The sequence below is a fragment of the Sulfurovum indicum genome (assembly GCF_014931715.1).
GTDB lineage: Bacteria > Campylobacterota > Campylobacteria > Campylobacterales > Sulfurovaceae > Sulfurovum > Sulfurovum indicum.
In genome coordinates this window covers 1272668-1290078 of sequence record NZ_CP063164.1, presented here as the reverse complement: position 1 = coordinate 1290078, position 17411 = coordinate 1272668, and the positions used below count along the sequence as shown (strand labels likewise).

17 protein-coding genes are annotated in these 17411 nt (G+C 43.2%); 9 read left to right on the top strand and 8 right to left on the bottom strand.

From position 1 onward, the window contains the following. Positions 1-63: 63 nt before the first annotated feature. From IMZ28_RS06510 to IMZ28_RS06490, 5 genes are all read right to left on the bottom strand, one after another. The gene (locus tag IMZ28_RS06510; protein WP_197547787.1) at positions 64-369 is read right to left on the bottom strand and encodes a hypothetical protein; all 306 of its coding nucleotides are present in this window, start codon (positions 367-369) and stop codon (positions 64-66) included. 225 nt (positions 370-594) lie between these two features. Continuing rightward, positions 595-1041 carry a hypothetical protein gene (locus IMZ28_RS06505; RefSeq protein ID WP_197547786.1) on the bottom strand — a complete coding sequence of 149 codons (447 nt, stop codon included), beginning with the start codon at positions 1039-1041 and terminating at the stop codon, positions 595-597. A 209-nt stretch (positions 1042-1250) separates the two neighbouring features. Next, positions 1251-1955: a copper resistance protein B gene (locus IMZ28_RS06500; RefSeq protein ID WP_197547785.1), complete on the bottom strand. Its 705-nt coding sequence runs from the start codon at positions 1953-1955 to the stop codon at positions 1251-1253. Between the two features lie 9 nt (positions 1956-1964). Beyond that, a complete protein-coding gene (locus IMZ28_RS06495; protein WP_197547784.1) occupies positions 1965-3698 on the bottom strand; it encodes a copper resistance system multicopper oxidase in 1734 nt (577 codons plus the stop codon). Positions 3699-3710: 12 nt separating this feature from the next. Continuing rightward, a complete protein-coding gene (locus tag IMZ28_RS06490) occupies positions 3711-3920 on the bottom strand; it encodes an SHOCT domain-containing protein (RefSeq protein ID WP_197547783.1) in 210 nt (69 codons plus the stop codon). A gap of 263 nt (positions 3921-4183) precedes the next feature. Between IMZ28_RS06490 and IMZ28_RS06485 the strand changes: the two genes are divergently transcribed. The 5 genes from IMZ28_RS06485 to IMZ28_RS06465 all read left to right on the top strand — a co-directional run bounded on the left by IMZ28_RS06485 (position 4184) and on the right by IMZ28_RS06465 (position 11142). Further along, positions 4184-4519 carry a hypothetical protein gene (locus IMZ28_RS06485; protein ID WP_197547782.1) on the top strand — a complete coding sequence of 112 codons (336 nt, stop codon included), beginning with the start codon at positions 4184-4186 and terminating at the stop codon, positions 4517-4519. A gap of 239 nt (positions 4520-4758) precedes the next feature. Next, positions 4759-7128 carry a heavy metal translocating P-type ATPase gene (locus IMZ28_RS06480; protein WP_197547781.1) on the top strand — a complete coding sequence of 790 codons (2370 nt, stop codon included), beginning with the start codon at positions 4759-4761 and terminating at the stop codon, positions 7126-7128. 75 nt (positions 7129-7203) lie between these two features. Then, positions 7204-7857 (top strand): response regulator transcription factor, encoded by a 654-nt coding sequence (locus tag IMZ28_RS06475; protein ID WP_197547780.1) that lies wholly within the window; start codon positions 7204-7206, stop codon positions 7855-7857. After that, complete coding sequence (locus IMZ28_RS06470) at positions 7808-8995, top strand: sensor histidine kinase (protein WP_232087430.1); 1188 nt, start codon at positions 7808-7810, stop codon at positions 8993-8995. Before IMZ28_RS06475 ends, IMZ28_RS06470 begins: the two co-directional genes overlap by 50 nt. Positions 8996-9252: 257 nt before the next feature. Further along, positions 9253-11142 carry a putative bifunctional diguanylate cyclase/phosphodiesterase gene (locus IMZ28_RS06465; RefSeq protein WP_197547779.1) on the top strand — a complete coding sequence of 630 codons (1890 nt, stop codon included), beginning with the start codon at positions 9253-9255 and terminating at the stop codon, positions 11140-11142. Between the two features lie 4 nt (positions 11143-11146). Here the strand turns inward: IMZ28_RS06465 and IMZ28_RS06460 are convergent, their stop codons facing one another. Continuing rightward, entirely contained in the window at positions 11147-12136 is a 990-nt protein-coding gene (locus IMZ28_RS06460) for a lytic murein transglycosylase (RefSeq protein WP_232087429.1), read from the bottom strand. Next, a complete protein-coding gene (locus IMZ28_RS06455) occupies positions 12133-13038 on the bottom strand; it encodes an HpcH/HpaI aldolase/citrate lyase family protein (RefSeq protein ID WP_197547778.1) in 906 nt (301 codons plus the stop codon). The genes IMZ28_RS06460 and IMZ28_RS06455 overlap by 4 nt, the downstream gene beginning before the upstream one ends. Positions 13039-13188: 150 nt before the next feature. Here IMZ28_RS06455 and IMZ28_RS06450 point away from each other — a divergent pair, with 150 nt between their 5' ends. Both IMZ28_RS06450 and IMZ28_RS06445 read left to right on the top strand, forming a co-directional pair. Continuing rightward, on the top strand, positions 13189-14166 hold the full coding sequence (locus IMZ28_RS06450) for a ribonuclease T2 family protein (protein WP_197547777.1): 978 nt from the start codon (positions 13189-13191) through the stop codon (positions 14164-14166). Continuing rightward, positions 14156-15451, top strand: a complete 1296-nt coding sequence (locus IMZ28_RS06445; RefSeq protein WP_197547776.1) for an ATP-dependent DNA helicase — start codon at positions 14156-14158, stop codon at positions 15449-15451. Before IMZ28_RS06450 ends, IMZ28_RS06445 begins: the two co-directional genes overlap by 11 nt. On the opposite strand, the gene IMZ28_RS06440 is transcribed toward IMZ28_RS06445, so the two are convergent. Further along, a complete protein-coding gene (locus IMZ28_RS06440; protein ID WP_197547775.1) occupies positions 15441-16121 on the bottom strand; it encodes a diacylglycerol kinase family protein in 681 nt (226 codons plus the stop codon). The genes IMZ28_RS06445 and IMZ28_RS06440 overlap by 11 nt on opposite strands. Before the next feature lie 35 nt (positions 16122-16156). Between IMZ28_RS06440 and IMZ28_RS06435 the strand changes: the two genes are divergently transcribed. Next, positions 16157-16801, top strand: coding sequence for a paraquat-inducible protein A (locus tag IMZ28_RS06435; RefSeq protein WP_197547774.1), 645 nt, complete (start codon positions 16157-16159; stop codon positions 16799-16801). Further along, entirely contained in the window at positions 16801-17397 is a 597-nt protein-coding gene (locus IMZ28_RS06430; RefSeq protein WP_232087428.1) for a paraquat-inducible protein A, read from the top strand. Before IMZ28_RS06435 ends, IMZ28_RS06430 begins: the two co-directional genes overlap by 1 nt. Positions 17398-17411: the final 14 nt, after the last annotated feature.

Below are 17411 nucleotides of genomic sequence, written 5' to 3'. Positions count from 1 at the left end.
GTGATCCTTTTTTCTAATATAATAAGTGTTCTTTTTGAGAGAACTGTGGTGCAGTAAAAAGGGTCAGGCTATAGGAGGTTTTTTTTTGTTTTTTTGAAAAGGAGGATGGTAGGTGAGCAGTTTTGTATTCGGCTGTTCGGAATATCTTGGGGTCGGAACAAACTGTAGAGCATGGATGATGATGGCACTGAGGTGAAAGAGATCGTGAAAATGACAAAGAGTGTCGCACTCTTCGGTATGGTCGCTTTCAGGCATATGTTCACTGATACTTTCATGAATATAGTGTGCCTCGGAGACAATAATGGAAGCATGTGCAACATTGAAAAACAGCGATAACAATAGTAAAAAACTGATGATCCTGCTTTTCACTGCTACTCCTTCCAACTATTTGTGTAGTATAGCCGATATATACTTATTTTATTTGTTCTTTGTGCATAAAGTGTGCAGTGCAGAGCTATTCTGTGTTCACTCTCCAAACGCATTCTGAAAAGCGTTTGTTGTTTTGAAAGCCTTTCCTTCCGACACGGCTGTCTGTATATTCTCTGTCTCCCGCGAGCTACTCTCAGATCCGGCTTTTACAGAAAGGTCATAGAACTAATCTCTGGGTCTGGTAAATGTAAAGACAGCAATCGATTTCTTACTGCTTTTTTCAGGTACTATCTCAACCTGTATCGTATAGGGTGTCCTTTCCGGCATTTTAAAGAAGTTGCCGTAGCTTACTACTTCACCATGCATAGGTTCAAGTTTTTTTGTTTTTCCCTTCATACCCAGGGGAATAACAGTAGCTTTGACAGATGCATCTGTAATACGTTCTCCTGACTTCTCATCAAAAAGAGAAACGAGTATATGATACGTATGTTTTCCTATTTTCCTGTTTTCAGGGTAGTGCATACTGCCATGTCCACCTATCATCTGTGCCGGGATGGCACCAAAGTAGACACTGATGTTATCAACTATCTGATGCCGTTGTGCGTGTTCTGCCATGAGCAATGTTGTGGAAACTATCATCAACAAGAAAACAACTGTTTTTCTGTATAACATTTCTAATCCTTTTTTTATACTTTTTTTGAAATACTATATCTATAGTATTCGGTCTTTTTTCATTGTACAGATGCTGTGTGTAGGTTATGTGTAAAGTCAGATATGGCTTATTAAAGTAGAGAAGTTTCAGGGTAAAACAGGTACTCAGCAGAGGTTCCTCCCGGCTGAGCCTGTAAAGATCTTAAAGCCGGATAGACGGAAAATACGTATCAAAACCAGAATCGCACCCCGATAAGCAGTGATGTTTCATCAACGGCGTTGAAATTACGGGTATTGCCAAATGTTTTTTCCCATGTGACTCCGATATAAGGTGCAAATTCACGAACGATCTCATAACGCAGACGCAAGCCTGCTTCTGCAGCTGAGAGCCCGGATCCAGTCTGCATAGACGGATCGTCTTTTGTATAGAAGTCAACTGCCAGTGACGGGGTCAGTATGAGCTTTTGGGTAATCAGTGCCTCATACTCGGCATCCAGACGAAGCGCTGTATTCCCATTGCTATTGACAAGCAGTGCTGCCCGTGTTTCAAAGAAGTAGGGTGCCAGACCTGCAATGGCAATCTCTCCCCAGGTCCTGGAGGCATCACTGTTCTTATCGTAAGCAATACCGGCCTGTATATCCCAAAAAGGTGCGATAGCTCTGGAATAGACCAGTTCATTCTGACTTGACTCAAGCCCTTCCGATGTTGCCGAACCCTCAGAATAGATATAGAGTTTATCTATATCATACCCTATATAGAAACTTCCTTCCCATGCTCTGGTATTCTCATCGTTGTCTAGTATTTCCAGTCTGTCCATAATAAGCATTGTGCGAAGAGGATCGTCCGCACCGGCAGCCTGCAGCGTCTGCCCAATTGCCATACAGCTTCCCAGAAGCAGCAGTATTTTTTTCAAGTTCATCTCTTTCTGTTTCATTTTTTATCCTTATACTACGATTACTTTTCTGAACATCCCTGCCATATGGTACAGCAGGTGGCAATGGTATGCCCAGCCACCTTTTGCATCGACCGTTACACGATAGCTGATCTTTGCTCCAGGCTGCACTATAACGGTATGTTTGCGCACAAGATGATTATCATCTCCTGTCTCGAGGTCGCTCCACATTCCGTGAAGGTGCATAGGATGGTTCATCATAGTATCATTGATGAAAGTAATACGTAAACGTTCTCCGTAATTGAACCGCAGCGGTTTGGCATCGGCATATTTGATTCCGTTGATCGACCACATGTAGCGTTCCATATTTCCGGTAAGATGCAATACGATCTCTCTATCCGGTTTTTTATGATGACGTGTAGAGTATCGGTTCTTCAAATCTGCATATGTCAGTACCCTTCGTCCGTTGTTGCGCAGTCCTACCCCGGGATCATCCAGCCGGTATTTTGGAGACATCGCCATCATAGTGGTCTGTACACCCCGGGCCATAGGCAGTTTTGTTACAGGGTATTTCTGTGTTTCCATGGCTTTCCATTTGTATTTTTGCATACTTTTTGTCTTGGACATCTTCATGCCGCTACCGCATTTCATTGCTCCGCTATGGTCCATATTGGTCATATCCATCCCCATATCGACCATTGAGAGGGGTTGGGGTTTATCCATTTTTGGTGCATTTGCCAATTGGGAAGCAGATGGTGTCAGTGAGCCGAGTGCATAGCCGCTTCGTTCAATACTTTGGGCAAAAATAGCATAAGCTCTGTTCGATACCGGTTCTACAATGACATCGTAAGTCTCTGCCACACCAATACGAAACTCCTCAATGCTGACAGGTTTTACATGGTTTCCGTCTGCTGCAACCACAGTCATTTTAAGTCCGGGAATACGGACATCAAAAAAACTCATCGCTGCACCGTTAATAAAACGCAGCCGTATCCGCTCTCCTTTTTTAAAGAGGGCTTTGAACTGTGTAGCAGGGTTTTCCCCGTTCATCAGGTAAGTATAGGTATATCCTGTTACATCAGAAAGGTCACGATCACTCATGCGCATCCCATTCCACATTTTTCTCTCCTCAAAGGCTTTTGCAAACCCTTTTTCCTTTACTTCGGAAAAGAAGTCCCCCACCGTTCTCTGTGAAAAGTTGTAGTAGTCGCTCATTTGTTTGAGTTTACGGTATATTTCCGCAGGCTTTTCATCACTCCAGTCTGAGAGCATGACAACATAATCCCTCTCATATCGGAAGGGTTCTCTCTTTTTGGGCTTGATAACAATGGCGCCGTACATACCGGTCTGTTCCTGGTATTCCGAATGGCTGTGATACCAGTAGGTACCATGCTGACCTACCTTGAATGTGTATGTAAAGGTCTCTCCGGGTGCAATGCCTTTGTAACTGATACCCGGTACACCGTCCATAGGTGCAGGAAGAATGATCCCGTGCCAATGAATGGAAGAGTACTTTTTCAAGTGGTTTGTTACATGCAGTGTGACAGTATCACCTTCCTGCCATACCAGGGTAGGACCGGGAATCTGTCCGTTGATCGTAGTAGCTACAGCAGCTTTCCCTGTAATATTAACTGGGGTATAATCAATATCAAGATAAAACTCCTTCCCTGTAAGAACCGGACTGTTATCTGATACTCTTTTAGGTGTCTCTGCCTGCAGGTCTGCTGCTGCAATTCCCATAAGGGAGCTTGCTGCTACCCCTTTTATAAATGTTCTTCGTTCCACACTGTTCCCCTTCTATTCATGTTCTTTTAAAAGTCTTGACTTTTCTTCATACTCTTCTTTGCTTATGCCCCCGTTGGCATAACGTTTATCCAGAATATCCTGCGCTTCGCTTTTTTTATGTGCTCCTCTCCTGTTTTGCAAAAGGTAAAAGAGAATACCAATGACTATAAGTGGAACAAGCCATCCAAATGCCATGCCCCATCCGTGTCCGAAACCATACATGACAACTCCTTTCTAAAGTATATTTTCTATGTTTAGTGTACCGCTAAAGTGTGCATAAAGTGTGTACTTTACTAACCACTATATTAGATCTTAAGCGGATGTACGACTATTAGAAATACCTTATATGAAGATGTTCAGAAGCGTTGTTTGGTATCGTGTATAAAATGTGCAGAGAATCTACACACTCAATGCACAGTATATCTTTATAATACGGATGTACAGAGAGTGAAACCTCTGAAAAAAACATATTTAAAGGATATGAAATGAAAAAAGTAGTTGTAGCAAGTATTCTTGCATTGGGACTGGGATTTGGTTTTGCACAGGCAGATACCAAAGCAGAAGTAGAACTGGAACATGCACTCAAAACAGCGACTGGTGACGACAGCGTTGATGGTGATATGTCAAAAATGAAAGCGGCAGGAAAATGTAATGCCGGTCAAAGCGGAAAGGTAAAAGTGAAAGTAAAAAAACCGGCAAGAAAACCGACAAAAGCGGAACTTGAACTGGAACATGCCAATAAACTTGCAACCGGTGACGACAGTGTTGACGGTGATATGAAAAATATGAAAGCACAAGGCAAGTGCAATACCGGCAAGTAACCAATGCAATATGAGAGAGGGTTTTGAAACGCTCTGTATTTTGTAATTCTCCTTATCAGGCAGTCCAATAGATCCGGACTGCCATTTCTCCGATCAAAACATAATAGTACGTTTCAGACGCCATACACATTATATACACACAATCACACTATAATAATCCTAGTAATACATTAAACCTGCAGTATGTATGTCAGATTATTGATTTTTCATGCATAACCCGGGTTAAAAAAGGATCTAAAATGAAGAGTAATGTGAAAGATCCCGTTTGCGGTATGGAAGTCTCAAAAGATACTGCGTTGCACCTGGAGTATAAGGGGGCAGCCTACTATTTCTGTTCTGATACCTGCCAGCATAAATTCAAAGATGATCCACAAGCCTATATTGATACAGATAAGGCTGCTTCTGCAGAATGTTCGACATGCAGCCCCCTCTTTAAAGAGGTACATGCACATACGCATTCAAATGAGATATCAGATAAAGCTATAGACGGCAAGGCAGTTTATACCTGTCCTATGCACCCGGAAATACAACAGAAAGGTCCGGGAAGCTGTCCCATATGCGGTATGGCGCTTGAACCTATGATCGTAGAGGCAGGTGAGGTCGAGAATGAAGAACTGATCGATATGACACGCAGGTTCAAGGTGAGTACATTGCTGGCGTTACCTGTATTCATTTTAGCAATGGTCGCTGATCTGGTACCCCAGTGGCTGCCGTCATGGCTTTCAATGTCTATGGTACAGTGGATCGAGTTCATTTTGGCGACCCCGGTCGTTCTATGGGGCGGCTGGCCGTTCTTTGTAAGAGGCTACTTTTCGGTAAAGAGATGGAATCTCAATATGTTCACGCTGATCTCTCTGGGGGTGGGTGCAGCATGGCTCTACAGTATGGTCGCATTGTTTTTTCCACAACTGTTTCCACCAAAAATGCAGTTTGAAGGCGGGCTTGTACATGTCTATTTTGAGGCAGCCGCAGTTATTGTGGCATTGGTACTCTTGGGACAGGTACTGGAGCTTCGTGCCCGTTCCCAGACCAATACGGCTATTCAGAAGCTGCTTGGACTTGCACCAAATACGGCACGTATCGTCCGGGAAAACGGGACTGAAGAGAATATTCCTATTGAGCATGTTCAGGTTGGGGATATTCTGCGTATTCGTCCTGGCGACAAGATACCTGTAGATGGTATCGTAACAGAAGGTGAAAGCAATGTTGATGAGTCCATGGTGACGGGAGAACCGGTTGCAGTACCGAAACGGGCAGGAGACACGGTAATAGGTGCAACGGTTAATGCAACGGGCTCTCTGCTTATAAAAGCACAAAAGGTCGGAGCAGATACACTTCTGTCCCAGATAGTGAATATGGTGGCACAGGCACAGCGTTCACGTGCACCTATCCAGAAACTGGCCGATACTGTTTCAGGCTATTTTGTACCCATTGTAGTGTTGGTATCGGTACTGGCCTTTGCTGGATGGTACTTCTGGGGACCGGAACCCCGTCTTGCCTATGCTGTTGTCTCAGCTGTGGCTGTACTTATCATTGCCTGTCCCTGTGCACTGGGGCTGGCAACACCTGTCTCAATTATGGTAGGTACCGGTAAAGGTGCCGGTATGGGTGTACTCATCAAAAATGCGGAAGCACTGGAGATACTTGAAAAAATTGATACACTTGTTGTAGACAAAACCGGTACCCTGACAGAGGGCGCACCCAGACTTGTTACGGTTAAAGTACTTGAAGGGGTTGATGAAAACAGGATGCTGTATGCTGCCGCCACACTGGAACGTGCCAGTGAACATCCACTTGCGGAAGCCATTGTGAAAGGTGCTGCTGCGAGAGGTTTGGAGCTCGGCAAGACAGATCACTTCAACTCTGTGACCGGAGAAGGTGTGACCGGAGAAGTAGACGGTATCTCTATTGCCATAGGCAATGACAAACTCTTGAAAAGTCTTGGGATCGACCCGTTGAATCTTTCAGTCGTATCCCAACAGTATAGAGAGAATGGAGAGACCGTGATGCTTATTGCCCTTGACGGAAAAGCTGCCGGAATATTGGGAGTGATGGACCCTGTTAAGGAAGGTACGTCAGAGGCGATCAAGGCACTTCATAAAGAAAATATTGAGGTTGTGATGCTGACAGGCGACAATGAAACCACTGCCAAAGCCGTTGCTGCCAAACTGCATATAGACAGGGTCATAGCAGAGGTTTCTCCAGAGGAGAAATCAAAAGTGGTTAAGAGACTTCAGGAAGAGGGCAGATATGTTGCCATGGCAGGTGACGGGGTAAATGATGCGCCTGCCCTGGCACAGGCACATGTCGGTATCGCTATGGGTACAGGTACAGATGTGGCGATGGAGAGTGCCGGTGTGACCCTGGTCAAAGGTGATCTCAGGGGTATTATACGAGCCATCAGGCTCAGCCGTATTACGATGAAGAACATACGGCAGAACCTCTTTTTCGCATTTATCTATAATTCATTGGGGGTACCTATAGCTGCGGGTGTGCTGTATCCCTTCTTTGGTATACTTCTTTCTCCGGTTATTGCAGCAGCTGCGATGAGTTTTTCATCTGTTTCGGTCATTAGTAATTCGCTCAGGTTGAAAAATGTAAAACTGTAAGGATAATCTATCAGGCCTTTTGGCAAAAAAGATACAATTACAGTAAAATAGATCAGGATAAAGAGGGAAGAAAACATGAAAATACTACTGATGGAGGATGATCCTGTCCTTGGTGACATCCTTACGGACTATTTACAGCAATACTACACAACCCGACGGGCATTCGATTCAGCAGAGGCACAGGAGTTTATTGATGAAGAGTCTTACGATCTGTTCATCTTCGATATCAATGTACCAGGCAAAAGCGGTATAGAACTGCTCAAAGAGATCAGAAGTTTTAACGATACCACACCGGCTATTATCATTACCGCGTATGAAGACACCAGGCATCTCAAAGAGAGTTTTGATGTCGGTGCCCACGATTATATCCGTAAACCTTTTGAACTTGAAGAACTGAGACTGCGTATTGAGAAGAGTAAAGTACTTTTCCGCATAGAGCAGGACAGCCTGGTGAAACTCAGTGATACACTGACCTATTATCCCCAACGACATTTGGTAAGTGACGGAGTCAATGAAAAAACCCTCAGACCAAAAGAGTGTGAAATACTGGAATATTTCATTGCACACCCCCAAAGACTTATCTCCCCGGAAGAGCTGATACAGAATATCTGGGGGTTTGATGCATTACCCAGTGATGCCACACTCCGTTCCTATATACGAAACCTCAGGGAGGTCATAGGTGCTGACAAGATCATTACGCAAAGAGGGTTGGGCTACCGGTATGAATGATCTGGAAAAGAGATCCTTTTACTCCTTTCTGGGACTCTACATCGTATCCTCATTTTTCTTTATCTCCCTGATAGGGTTTTGGTACTATACGGCACAAAAACATGCATTGGAGAATGAAATACACTATAAACTGGAACATCTCGCCGATCAGAAGGCCGGTGAACTTATTACAGCACACATGCATGACAGACCCGTAAAAAAAACCGTCGTGCCCAAAGATGTCATAATGGCACTGATCGATACCGAAGGAAATGTAGTATCGGGCAGGCTTGTAGATCCGAACATGGAAATAAAGCCGGGGTACCTTACCCTTGAAGACTACAATATCTTTATTTCAGATGCACCGCGAGAACACATGGGGATCGCCTACGTGGTTGTACAGTCCAATACACTGAAGGGAGAGTTGCAGAGGTTAGGCAGTTCTGTTTTACTTGCTGTAGGTATAGTCTCTTTTGTGGTCATGGTCATTGCCTGGATACTCGCCAGGCTTTTTATGAAACCAGTACATCAAAGGGTCACGCAGATAGAACGCTTTATCAATGATATTACCCATGAACTCAATACCCCCATTACTTCACTTTCAATGTCCGCTGCCCAGGCATTGAAAGCAGGGGAGTGTACAACGAAAATCCTCAATAATATCTCGATCAGTACCAAACAGCTTTATGATATCTACCGCTCTTTGACCTATTTGAACTTCAGTAGCAGGAAAGAGATAGCAGAACCACTTGATATAAAAGATGTTCTGGAAGAGAGTGTTGCCTACTACAGGCCGCTTGCCGAGATCAAACGTATAGAGTTCAAAGTAGATGCCCGGGAGACAAAATCCATTATTCCCAGATCCCAGTTGACACTGCTTTTTGGAAACCTTATCAGTAATGCCATCAAATACTCTTCACCAAGATCAAACATAATAATATCGCTGAGAAACAGGATACTCAGGATCACTGATGAAGGTATCGGTATCGAAGCAGAAAAACAAAAAGAGATCTTTGAAAAGTTTAAACGCGGTACCGAGTATTCAGGCGGTTTCGGTGTGGGGCTGAGTATTGTAAAAAGTATTTGTGACGAGCATGGTATTGGGATAGAACTGGACTCTATTCCAGGGAAAGGCACCGAGTTCAGACTTTATCTGTAAAGTGTAGTTGAAGATATCCCTGGCATGATACACGATGCATTGGTCCTGGTATCTCTGTATTCAATTTAATATTTTCTATAAAATATTATTTGTATGATATAATAAACGAAATATGCAAACAGGCATACAGAGAATTTTCTGAAGACATTATTCGGCTTTATTTTTTTAAATGTCAATTTCTGTAAAGTATTATAAATAATTGATATTTTATTTTGAATTTAATCTAATACTATAAAAAAGAATAATAAAATATCACTATGAACGATCAACGATTTTACAGCTTTTTACAAAAACAGATCCTTCTTATGATAGGCCTTTCTCTCATTCCCGGCCTGGCATACATCTTTCTTGGCTGGATCAATGGTGTTGTGGTGCCGGCACTTATCTGGTACATGCTGATGGTACTGGTCTCCCTTTTTGGCTGGAGACTCTACTATCATTACAAGCTTGACCAGATGGGAGATGCGTCACTCAAGTCATGGTACTATAAACTCGCTGTATTCTTCTATCTTATCTTTGCCCTTTGGACACTGATCTTTCTGCTCTATTGTACAGAAACAGAGCACAAGCTTCATTATATCGCTATTTTTACCCAGATAGGCGCTTCGGTTGTTGCTTCGACACTACTTGTTTCAGATAAAAAACTTTTCTTCCCTGTATTGTTGATACTGATGCTTCCTTTGGTTGGCTATTTTTTTCTTATCGGAGAGTGGTATGGATATGTCCTTTCTGTATTTTCAGTTATCTTTCTTGGTGTGCTGCTTTACTCTTCAGACAACAGTTATCGATTGATCCAGAAGAATTATTATCAGGCACAGCATGATTCTCTGACCGGACTCTATAACCGCCGCTACTTTGTAGAGTATATGGAGCGTGTGATCAACCGCATTCAGCATACAGATGATTATGTCTATATCCTTTTGATAGATCTGGATCACTTCAAGACTATCAATGATACACTGGGGCATGAGATCGGAGATAAAGTACTTGTTGAAGTCGCCAGCCGTATCAAACGCTATTGCGGGGATAATTATATTATAGCGCGCCTGGGCGGAGATGAATTTACAATCATGAGTAAGGAGTATGCAGCCCAGTATGACTGTCAGGAGCTTGCCCTGAATTTTTCCGAAGCACTTTTGCATATCCTGAAAGCTCCCTATCTGATAGAGGGACATCATCTATATCTGAGTGCCAGTATCGGTATCAACGGGGTAGGAAGAAAAGCAATGGATGCAAGGTATTTCATTAAAGAAGCGGATATCGCCATGTATGAAGCCAAAGCACAGGGACGTGACGGAATTATTGTATTTAATGATGATCTTGCCAAGCGTGTAGAGTATCATCTTGAGATAGAGCGCAGACTCTATTTTGCACTGGAGCACAATGAGATAGAGCTGCGCTATCAGCCGCAATTCAATAAAGAGCGGAAAATGATCGGATGTGAAGTGTTGGTACGATGGAACAACCATGAGTTTGGTTTTGTTTCTCCTGCAGAGTTTATTGCAATTGCGGAGAAAACAGGATTGATCATAGAGTTGGGGAACTATATTATGGAGGAAGCATTTAAAACACTCTCCCAATGGAGTGAGAATGAAATTGAAATTGAACAGTTCTCCATCAATATCAGTGTACGGCAGTTCTTTCATGCTACTTTTGTAGAACAGGTTGAACAACTTGTAAGAAAGTATCTTAATGAGAAGATAGTCAAAAAAGTTGTTTTTGAGGTGACTGAAACGATTTTAATTGAAGATATGCAGCGTATTATCGCCTTGATGGAGCGTATCAAAAGACTGGGAATATCTTTCTCCATGGATGATTTTGGGACAGGCTACTCCTCTTTAAGTTCTTTACGTGAAATGCCTATTGATGAATTGAAGGTTGACCGCTCTTTTGTCAGTCATGTCGGTGAACAGCGTTCTGATGAACTAATGATCACAACGATTCTCTCCATGGCAAAGTTTTTTCAGCTTAAAACCGTTGCAGAAGGTGTTGAAACAGAAGAGCAGTTCCAATTCCTTCTGAAAAACAACTGTGATATTTTCCAGGGATTTTACTTTGCCCGTGCATTGGGTAAAGAGCAGTTCGAAAACTTCTATAAAGAGAGGAGAGGAGGGGGAGAACACAAAAGTATTGCCTACGAGATATAGACCCCTATTTGAGTGAACGTGCGATTTTATGGATCGCCATACCGTAGTTGCTGCTGGCATTGTAGGCAGTCAGAACCCTGAAGTTGGGTGCACACAACCAGAGTTCATCATGGGTCGTGTTATGCAGTTTGATCAGCATGGCTTTTTTGTAAGGGAACGGTTGCTTTGGAGTGATACCGAGATGTTTTAGTTTTTTGAGAGGGTAGCTGTGTCTGTACCCTGTCTTGAGTCGGCTGAAACGTTTGTAAGAATAACTTGCCTTTACAGCGACTTTTTCCCCTTGTTTCCACCCTTTTTCATGCATGAATCTGGCAATGGAACCTATGCAGTCTTCCATGTCCCAGATACTTGCACCGTCTCCATCAAAGTCGAAACTGAATTTCCGGGCAATGGAGGGTACCTGCTGTACACATCCCATCGCTCCTGCAAATGAGCCTTCAAGTTCGGTGATGTCGTAACGTTTTTCTCTGGCAAAGAGCAGAAGGTGTTGAAGTTCACTTTTGAAAAAACGCTGCATTCTGTTGGGGTGGAACGCCAGAGTGGCAAGTGCATCAAGAACACGGTAATCACCAGTATATTTTCCGTAATGACTCTCCACCCCTATGAAGCCGACGATATAATCCACATCAACCTTGTATCTTTTCGCTGCTTTGTGCAGGGTTGTATAGTAGTGTTTTTTAAACTCTTTTGCTTCTTTAAAACTTTCATCATTGACGATATGCAGCTTGAAACGTTCCCAGCTTCCGACTGTTGAGTTTTTTTTGAATTTCCCTGTATATCGACTCAGGGTATCACGGTCCAGTTTTGCACGGGTAAAGACTTTTTTGAGATAACTTTGTTTAAAACCGTAACGTGTATGCATGGCTTGAATGAACTTTTGAACATCAGGTTTGGAAAGATAGTCATAACGTATGGGCGGTCTGTCATCGTTGGCACAAAGAAGCTGCAGTGTTGCAGCACCAAGCAGTATAAAGGGTATGATCATTTTTCTCATAGCTTTCCGGCCTGTGAGAGTACAAGTAATGCGTCACGATAGATAGGCTCATCAATAAAGCCGTACTTTTCATCCATAAAGCCGTTTTTTTCTTTTGCAGCATTGGCTTCAAATAGATTCTTAATGTGTTCAGCGCGTTTCAGCTCCTCAGAAGAGACTCCGAATATCTCATTTGCGATCTCTACCTGTTTGGGACCCATGCAGGCTTTGGACTCAAAGCCCATTCCCTTCTCATATGCACACCATGCTCTGAAAGTCTCTGTATCGTTGTAGTCCTGGAACATAAAGGAGATAGGGTGGATGCCGGCAGTTTTTGAATCTATAAGGAACCTGGAAAGAATATAGTCAATTGTAGGATTACCTATGTGCACCAGCGACTGCGGAAGTCCCAATGATGTAAGCAAATCAAGAATACCCAGGTTGGCTGTGGTGAGTCTCTCATCGATACGCAGTGCAGAAAGATTTTCAAAAGCCTCTTTTGTCTCAAGTGAAATATGCAGCTCTTTATCTTCTGAGAGCAGGCAAAGTGCCTGTGCAATTTCGGTCTGGTTCCTTATCTTGGCGATACGTACGGCATCGAATTCAAAACGATTGAGAAAAGAGATCTCCTCTCTTCCTCCTTTATCAAGCGGATTGGTGCGTACAATAATAAAGCTGTTGCTGTGCTCCATATGGGAAAGGAAGAGGGCAATGTTGTGCAGAGCCTCTTTTTTACGGCTTGGTGCAATCGCATCTTCCAGATTCAGGGTGATCATATCTGCACTGAGCGTATCTATCCTGTTGAGGTGTTTAAGTGCTAGAGGATTAAGCATCATATTAGAGCGTTTGCGATGGTGCGTGCAGGGTGTTTTCTGTTTGCCTCCAAAATGGTCCGGCAGGTTCTCAATGCTTTTAAATATCATGGTGTAATAATACCAAAATTTATATATCAAGCTTTGAAGAATAGCAAAACTAATGCCAAAACGCTATAATGCTGTCAATAGATCGATTGTTCGGAAGAACTTGAACTTCCAATCATATTGTGAATGGCAGAATTTTAAGGCAGGTTATTAATGAGACCACTTTTTTTGTTTTTATTTTTGACATTGATGCTTCTGTCCCGTACAGAACTTTATCCAGTTCGGAGCTGTCCTGCATATGATGATCTCAGACATACCAAAAACAGCGGAGATATCCGTCTTGATCCAAAGAGAAGCTATGAGGTCAGACAGCACCATAAAGGGCAGTACCTCATTACAGTAAAGGCCAAGAAGCCTTTTCAGAGATGGGTTGATGAGAACTGCTTTGCATCCAAAAGTGCCTTGTATGTTACGCCTGCAGCATGTGAAGTCAGAAGTATCGGTTCGGGAAAAAGTGCAGCCACAGACGAAAAAAGAGGTATCTCCCGAGAGAATATTCTTGTATTGAGCTGGTATAACGCATTTTGTGAGACACATCGTCGAAGAAAAGAGTGCAGCTCTTCATGGCATTTACTGCCTTTTGTAAAAAAATACGAACAGAACTTTACGCTGCATGGAGTGTGGCCGCAGCCAAAGAACAAGGTCTATTGCGGTGTTGAGAGAAGATATATCGCCATGGACAGGCATAGAGAATGGCATAAACTTCCGGAACCGAAACTGACATCGGAGACAAAAAAGAGACTTACCGGTATTATGTCCGGTACAGTCTCAAACCTGCACCGTCATGAATGGATCAAGCATGGAACCTGCTACGGTACGGATGCAGAACACTACTTTAGGGATGCGATTGCAATGACCGAAGAGGTGCGCTGTTCAAAAGTAAGTATATTTTTTCAAAAACATATGGGAAAAAGAGTCAGTCTCAAGCAGGTAAGAACGATTTTTGACGAGAGTTTCGGAAAAGGTGCAGGTGAGCGGGTAGAGATGAAGTGCAAAAACGGGTTGATCACCGAACTGTGGCTTCATCTCGGTGGTGGCAGCGGCAAGCTGAAAAGATTGCTGCATCAGGGGGAACGTGTAGTGAGCCGATGCCGCAGAGGTATCGTAGACAAGGCAGGATATGGCAGATAAAACAGATGTGCTTGAAGCACTCAAGTACTCCAATGTCTTTCTTACAGGAGGTGCAGGGGTCGGGAAGAGCTATATTACCAATGAAGTGATCTTTGAGTACAAAAGACGCGGAAAGCAGGTGGTTGCACTTGGTTCTACAGGCGTGAGTGCGGTCAATATCGGTGGATTTACGGTACACAGTTTCTTTGTTTTTGGTATTGCTTCCAACTTTGAAGAACTGGCTCAGTATGACAAGCGGGCGAAAAAACGTCTGAGTGATCTTAAAAAAGTACTCAAAGCAACCGACCTGATCATCATTGACGAGATCTCTATGGTCAGTGCAGATCTGCTTGATATGATCGCATACCGGCTTAATGCCTACGGTTACCTTGGCAAGGTACTTTTTGTCGGAGATTTTTTTCAGCTGCCGCCGGTACAGAAACAGCAGCATAACCCCCATGATATCTTTGGTGCGAAGCTCTATGCTTTTGAATCTCTGGCATGGGAACGGTTTGACCTGACAGTCATTGAACTGACCGAAATGAAACGGACAACTGATGCGGAGTTTACCCATATCCTTTCCAAGGTAAGGAGAGGGATATGTGATGCAGAAGTCATGCACTACATGCAGAAGCTTTGGAACAATGAAGGGCTCAAAAAAGATCCTACCTTTCTTTTTGGACGCAATGCGGAAGTGGAACAGACCAACCGTATGAGACTGAATGAGCTGGATACGGAAGAGACTATTCTCTTTGCAAATATTGAAATGTTCGGCACTCTCCATGAACAGAAACTGGCAAGCTGGAAAAAACTGCTTCCCATCTCTGAACAGCTGACTCTCAAAGAAGGGGTACCGGTACTTTTTACTGTCAACAAATGGGGTAAATTTGTCAATGGTGAACGTGGTATACTGAGAACGATCGAAGATGACTATCTTGTTGTGGAGAAAGAAGATGAGTATGTACGTGTGGAGCGTCATGATTTTGATCTTCTCGATATGGCAGTGAAAGATGACGGAAGGGTAGAGACAATCTCCCTGGCAACACTCTCACAATTCCCTCTGAAGCTTGCCTATGCTGTGACCATTCACAAGTCGCAGGGTATGAGTATTGACAATCTCGTCTGTAATGTCGATAATATCTTTGCCCCTTCCCAGTTCTATGTAGCGATCTCACGTGCCATCGACCCTAAACATCTGAAGATCGACTTTAACAGAGGAGATCTGACACACTATCTTAATCGTGTGATCCATGTGGATGAGAGGGTAGTGGCGTACTACCGTGATCTGAAAGACGCTACTGTGTAACGACAGGGACATTTCCCGCCTGTCTGATATACAGATGTTTCCCATGTACGGTTACGATATCGCCATCAAGTTCCAGCATATTGTATTCATTCTCCAGGTCGATCTCGATCTTGTCCACTTCCCCGTAAAACGTACCGAACTTTTTGATAAAACGCAGCGGTGTAAAAATGAAAAAGCGTGTTTTGCTCATCAGCATGAAAGGTGTCATTATGAGATGTACAGGGAGGAGAAAGATAAGAGCGAGAATATATTTGAGCATACCGTGTTTAAGCCACCCGAAACGCAGCGTTTCGGAAAGAAAGATGTGTTGAAGATCTCCCATATTTCCGGCAGAGAAGAGAAAGAGTTCGTCGTTGAGCTTGAAGAGATGGTGTTTCTGCGTTTTTGGTTTTATCTTTTTGGCAAGCATATCAAGTACTTTTGTGATCTCAGGAGCACGGTGGATCCTGGCCACAACATTGAAGGAACCTGTAGGATTGAGAATGAAGACCGGTATTTTTTCAAGTGTATGCAACTGCTTGAGTACGCGTCTGACGGTTCCGTCTCCACCATTGATGATAATGTAATCGTACTGCTCTATATCGTGATGCTCAGGAAGCGAAGAAGCTTCAATGAAGTCGATAGTAAGTCCTTTATGTTCGACTTTTTTCCCTATGGAGAGGATACGCATGAGACTCCTTATATTCGTTAGCTATAATTATATCCATGAAAATTGAAACTGAAGATGAGTTGGATACACTGATTATCTGCCCCAAGTGTCATACTGTACATAAAGAGATCCCCATAAAAGATGGTGCCAAAGCCTGTTGCAGAGAGTGTAAAAGTGTGCTTTACCGTTACGATAGCAAACTGATCAGTCATGGGCTTGCATTGAGTATCACTGCACTTATTTTTTTTCTGCTTGCCAACCTTTTCCCGCTGGTTAAAATAGAGATTTTCGGGCATACCCAGTACATAACACTGACCAGTACATTCATGAGCCTTTTTGAGAATGGTTTCTTTGTTGTAGGTTTTCTTTGTATCTTTTTTATATTCATTTTTCCCCTAATGATCATCAGTATCTATCTTGTACTTTTTCTTTTATTGAAATTCAAATCCGCACCGAACCTTCTCAAAGAGCTTTTGGTATTGCTGCATCATATTAAGCCCTGGAGTATGACAGAGATATTTCTGGTCAGTATTTTTGTGGCACTGGTCAAGCTTATCGGGTATGCCCAGATACATATGGGGGTCTCCTTTTGGGCGCTGATCGCTTTTGTTTTTATCGATATCTATCTGAGCAGGAATATACATCTCTCTGAGATATGGATGCTGAGAAAACGGCTTTTTCAGCAGAACAGGGAGATTTGATGGAGATCGAAGAGAAAGACCTGATCCGCTGTCCGGCCTGTGAAGCAGTAAATATCGATAAAGGCAGGCAGAATAGCTGTAGACGTTGCGGGTCCCAGATCTATAAACATAAGCATTTTCGGACAGAAAAAAGTTGGGCATACCTTATCACTGCGATGATAGCCTATATACCGGCCAATCTCTATCCGATGCTTATTACCAAGAAGTTCGGACAGGTAGAAGAGAGTACGATTCTGGGCGGGATCGTATATTTGTGGGAGCATGGTTCCTATCCTATTGCATTGATCATCTTTTTTGCTTCAATCATCATCCCCATCATTAAGTTCCTGATTTTGATTTATCTGTTAATTAGTGTAAAATACCCTCTCGGAAAAGATAAGAAGCTGAACAAGCATAAACTGTACTATTTGACAGAAATAATCGGACCCTGGTCGATGATCGATGTATTTGTTGTAGCGATATTGGCTGCTCTGATCCGTCTGGCCAATGTAGAGATCGTTGCAGGTACCGCAGCGACGGCATTTGCCTTGTCAGTATTTTTTACACTTCTGGCAGCACAAGCCTTTGACACACGGCTGATCCGTGAGCATAGATAACAAGGAAAAGAGAT

Coding starts and splice junctions, on each gene's coding strand:
- IMZ28_RS06440 (WP_197547775.1), bottom strand. CDS start 16,121: ATGCGTATCCTCTCCATAGGGAAAAAAGTCGAACATAAAGGACTTACT.
- IMZ28_RS06505 (WP_197547786.1), bottom strand. CDS start 1,041: ATGTTATACAGAAAAACAGTTGTTTTCTTGTTGATGATAGTTTCCACA.
- IMZ28_RS06460 (WP_232087429.1), bottom strand. CDS start 12,136: ATGAGAAAAATGATCATACCCTTTATACTGCTTGGTGCTGCAACACTG.
- IMZ28_RS06500 (WP_197547785.1), bottom strand. CDS start 1,955: ATGAAACAGAAAGAGATGAACTTGAAAAAAATACTGCTGCTTCTGGGA.
- IMZ28_RS06465 (WP_197547779.1), top strand. CDS start 9,253: ATGAACGATCAACGATTTTACAGCTTTTTACAAAAACAGATCCTTCTT.
- IMZ28_RS06435 (WP_197547774.1), top strand. CDS start 16,157: ATGAAAATTGAAACTGAAGATGAGTTGGATACACTGATTATCTGCCCC.
- IMZ28_RS06455 (WP_197547778.1), bottom strand. CDS start 13,038: ATGATATTTAAAAGCATTGAGAACCTGCCGGACCATTTTGGAGGCAAA.
- IMZ28_RS06430 (WP_232087428.1), top strand. CDS start 16,801: ATGGAGATCGAAGAGAAAGACCTGATCCGCTGTCCGGCCTGTGAAGCA.
- IMZ28_RS06450 (WP_197547777.1), top strand. CDS start 13,189: ATGAGACCACTTTTTTTGTTTTTATTTTTGACATTGATGCTTCTGTCC.
- IMZ28_RS06480 (WP_197547781.1), top strand. CDS start 4,759: ATGAAGAGTAATGTGAAAGATCCCGTTTGCGGTATGGAAGTCTCAAAA.
- IMZ28_RS06445 (WP_197547776.1), top strand. CDS start 14,156: ATGGCAGATAAAACAGATGTGCTTGAAGCACTCAAGTACTCCAATGTC.
- IMZ28_RS06490 (WP_197547783.1), bottom strand. CDS start 3,920: ATGTATGGTTTCGGACACGGATGGGGCATGGCATTTGGATGGCTTGTT.
- IMZ28_RS06475 (WP_197547780.1), top strand. CDS start 7,204: ATGAAAATACTACTGATGGAGGATGATCCTGTCCTTGGTGACATCCTT.
- IMZ28_RS06485 (WP_197547782.1), top strand. CDS start 4,184: ATGAAAAAAGTAGTTGTAGCAAGTATTCTTGCATTGGGACTGGGATTT.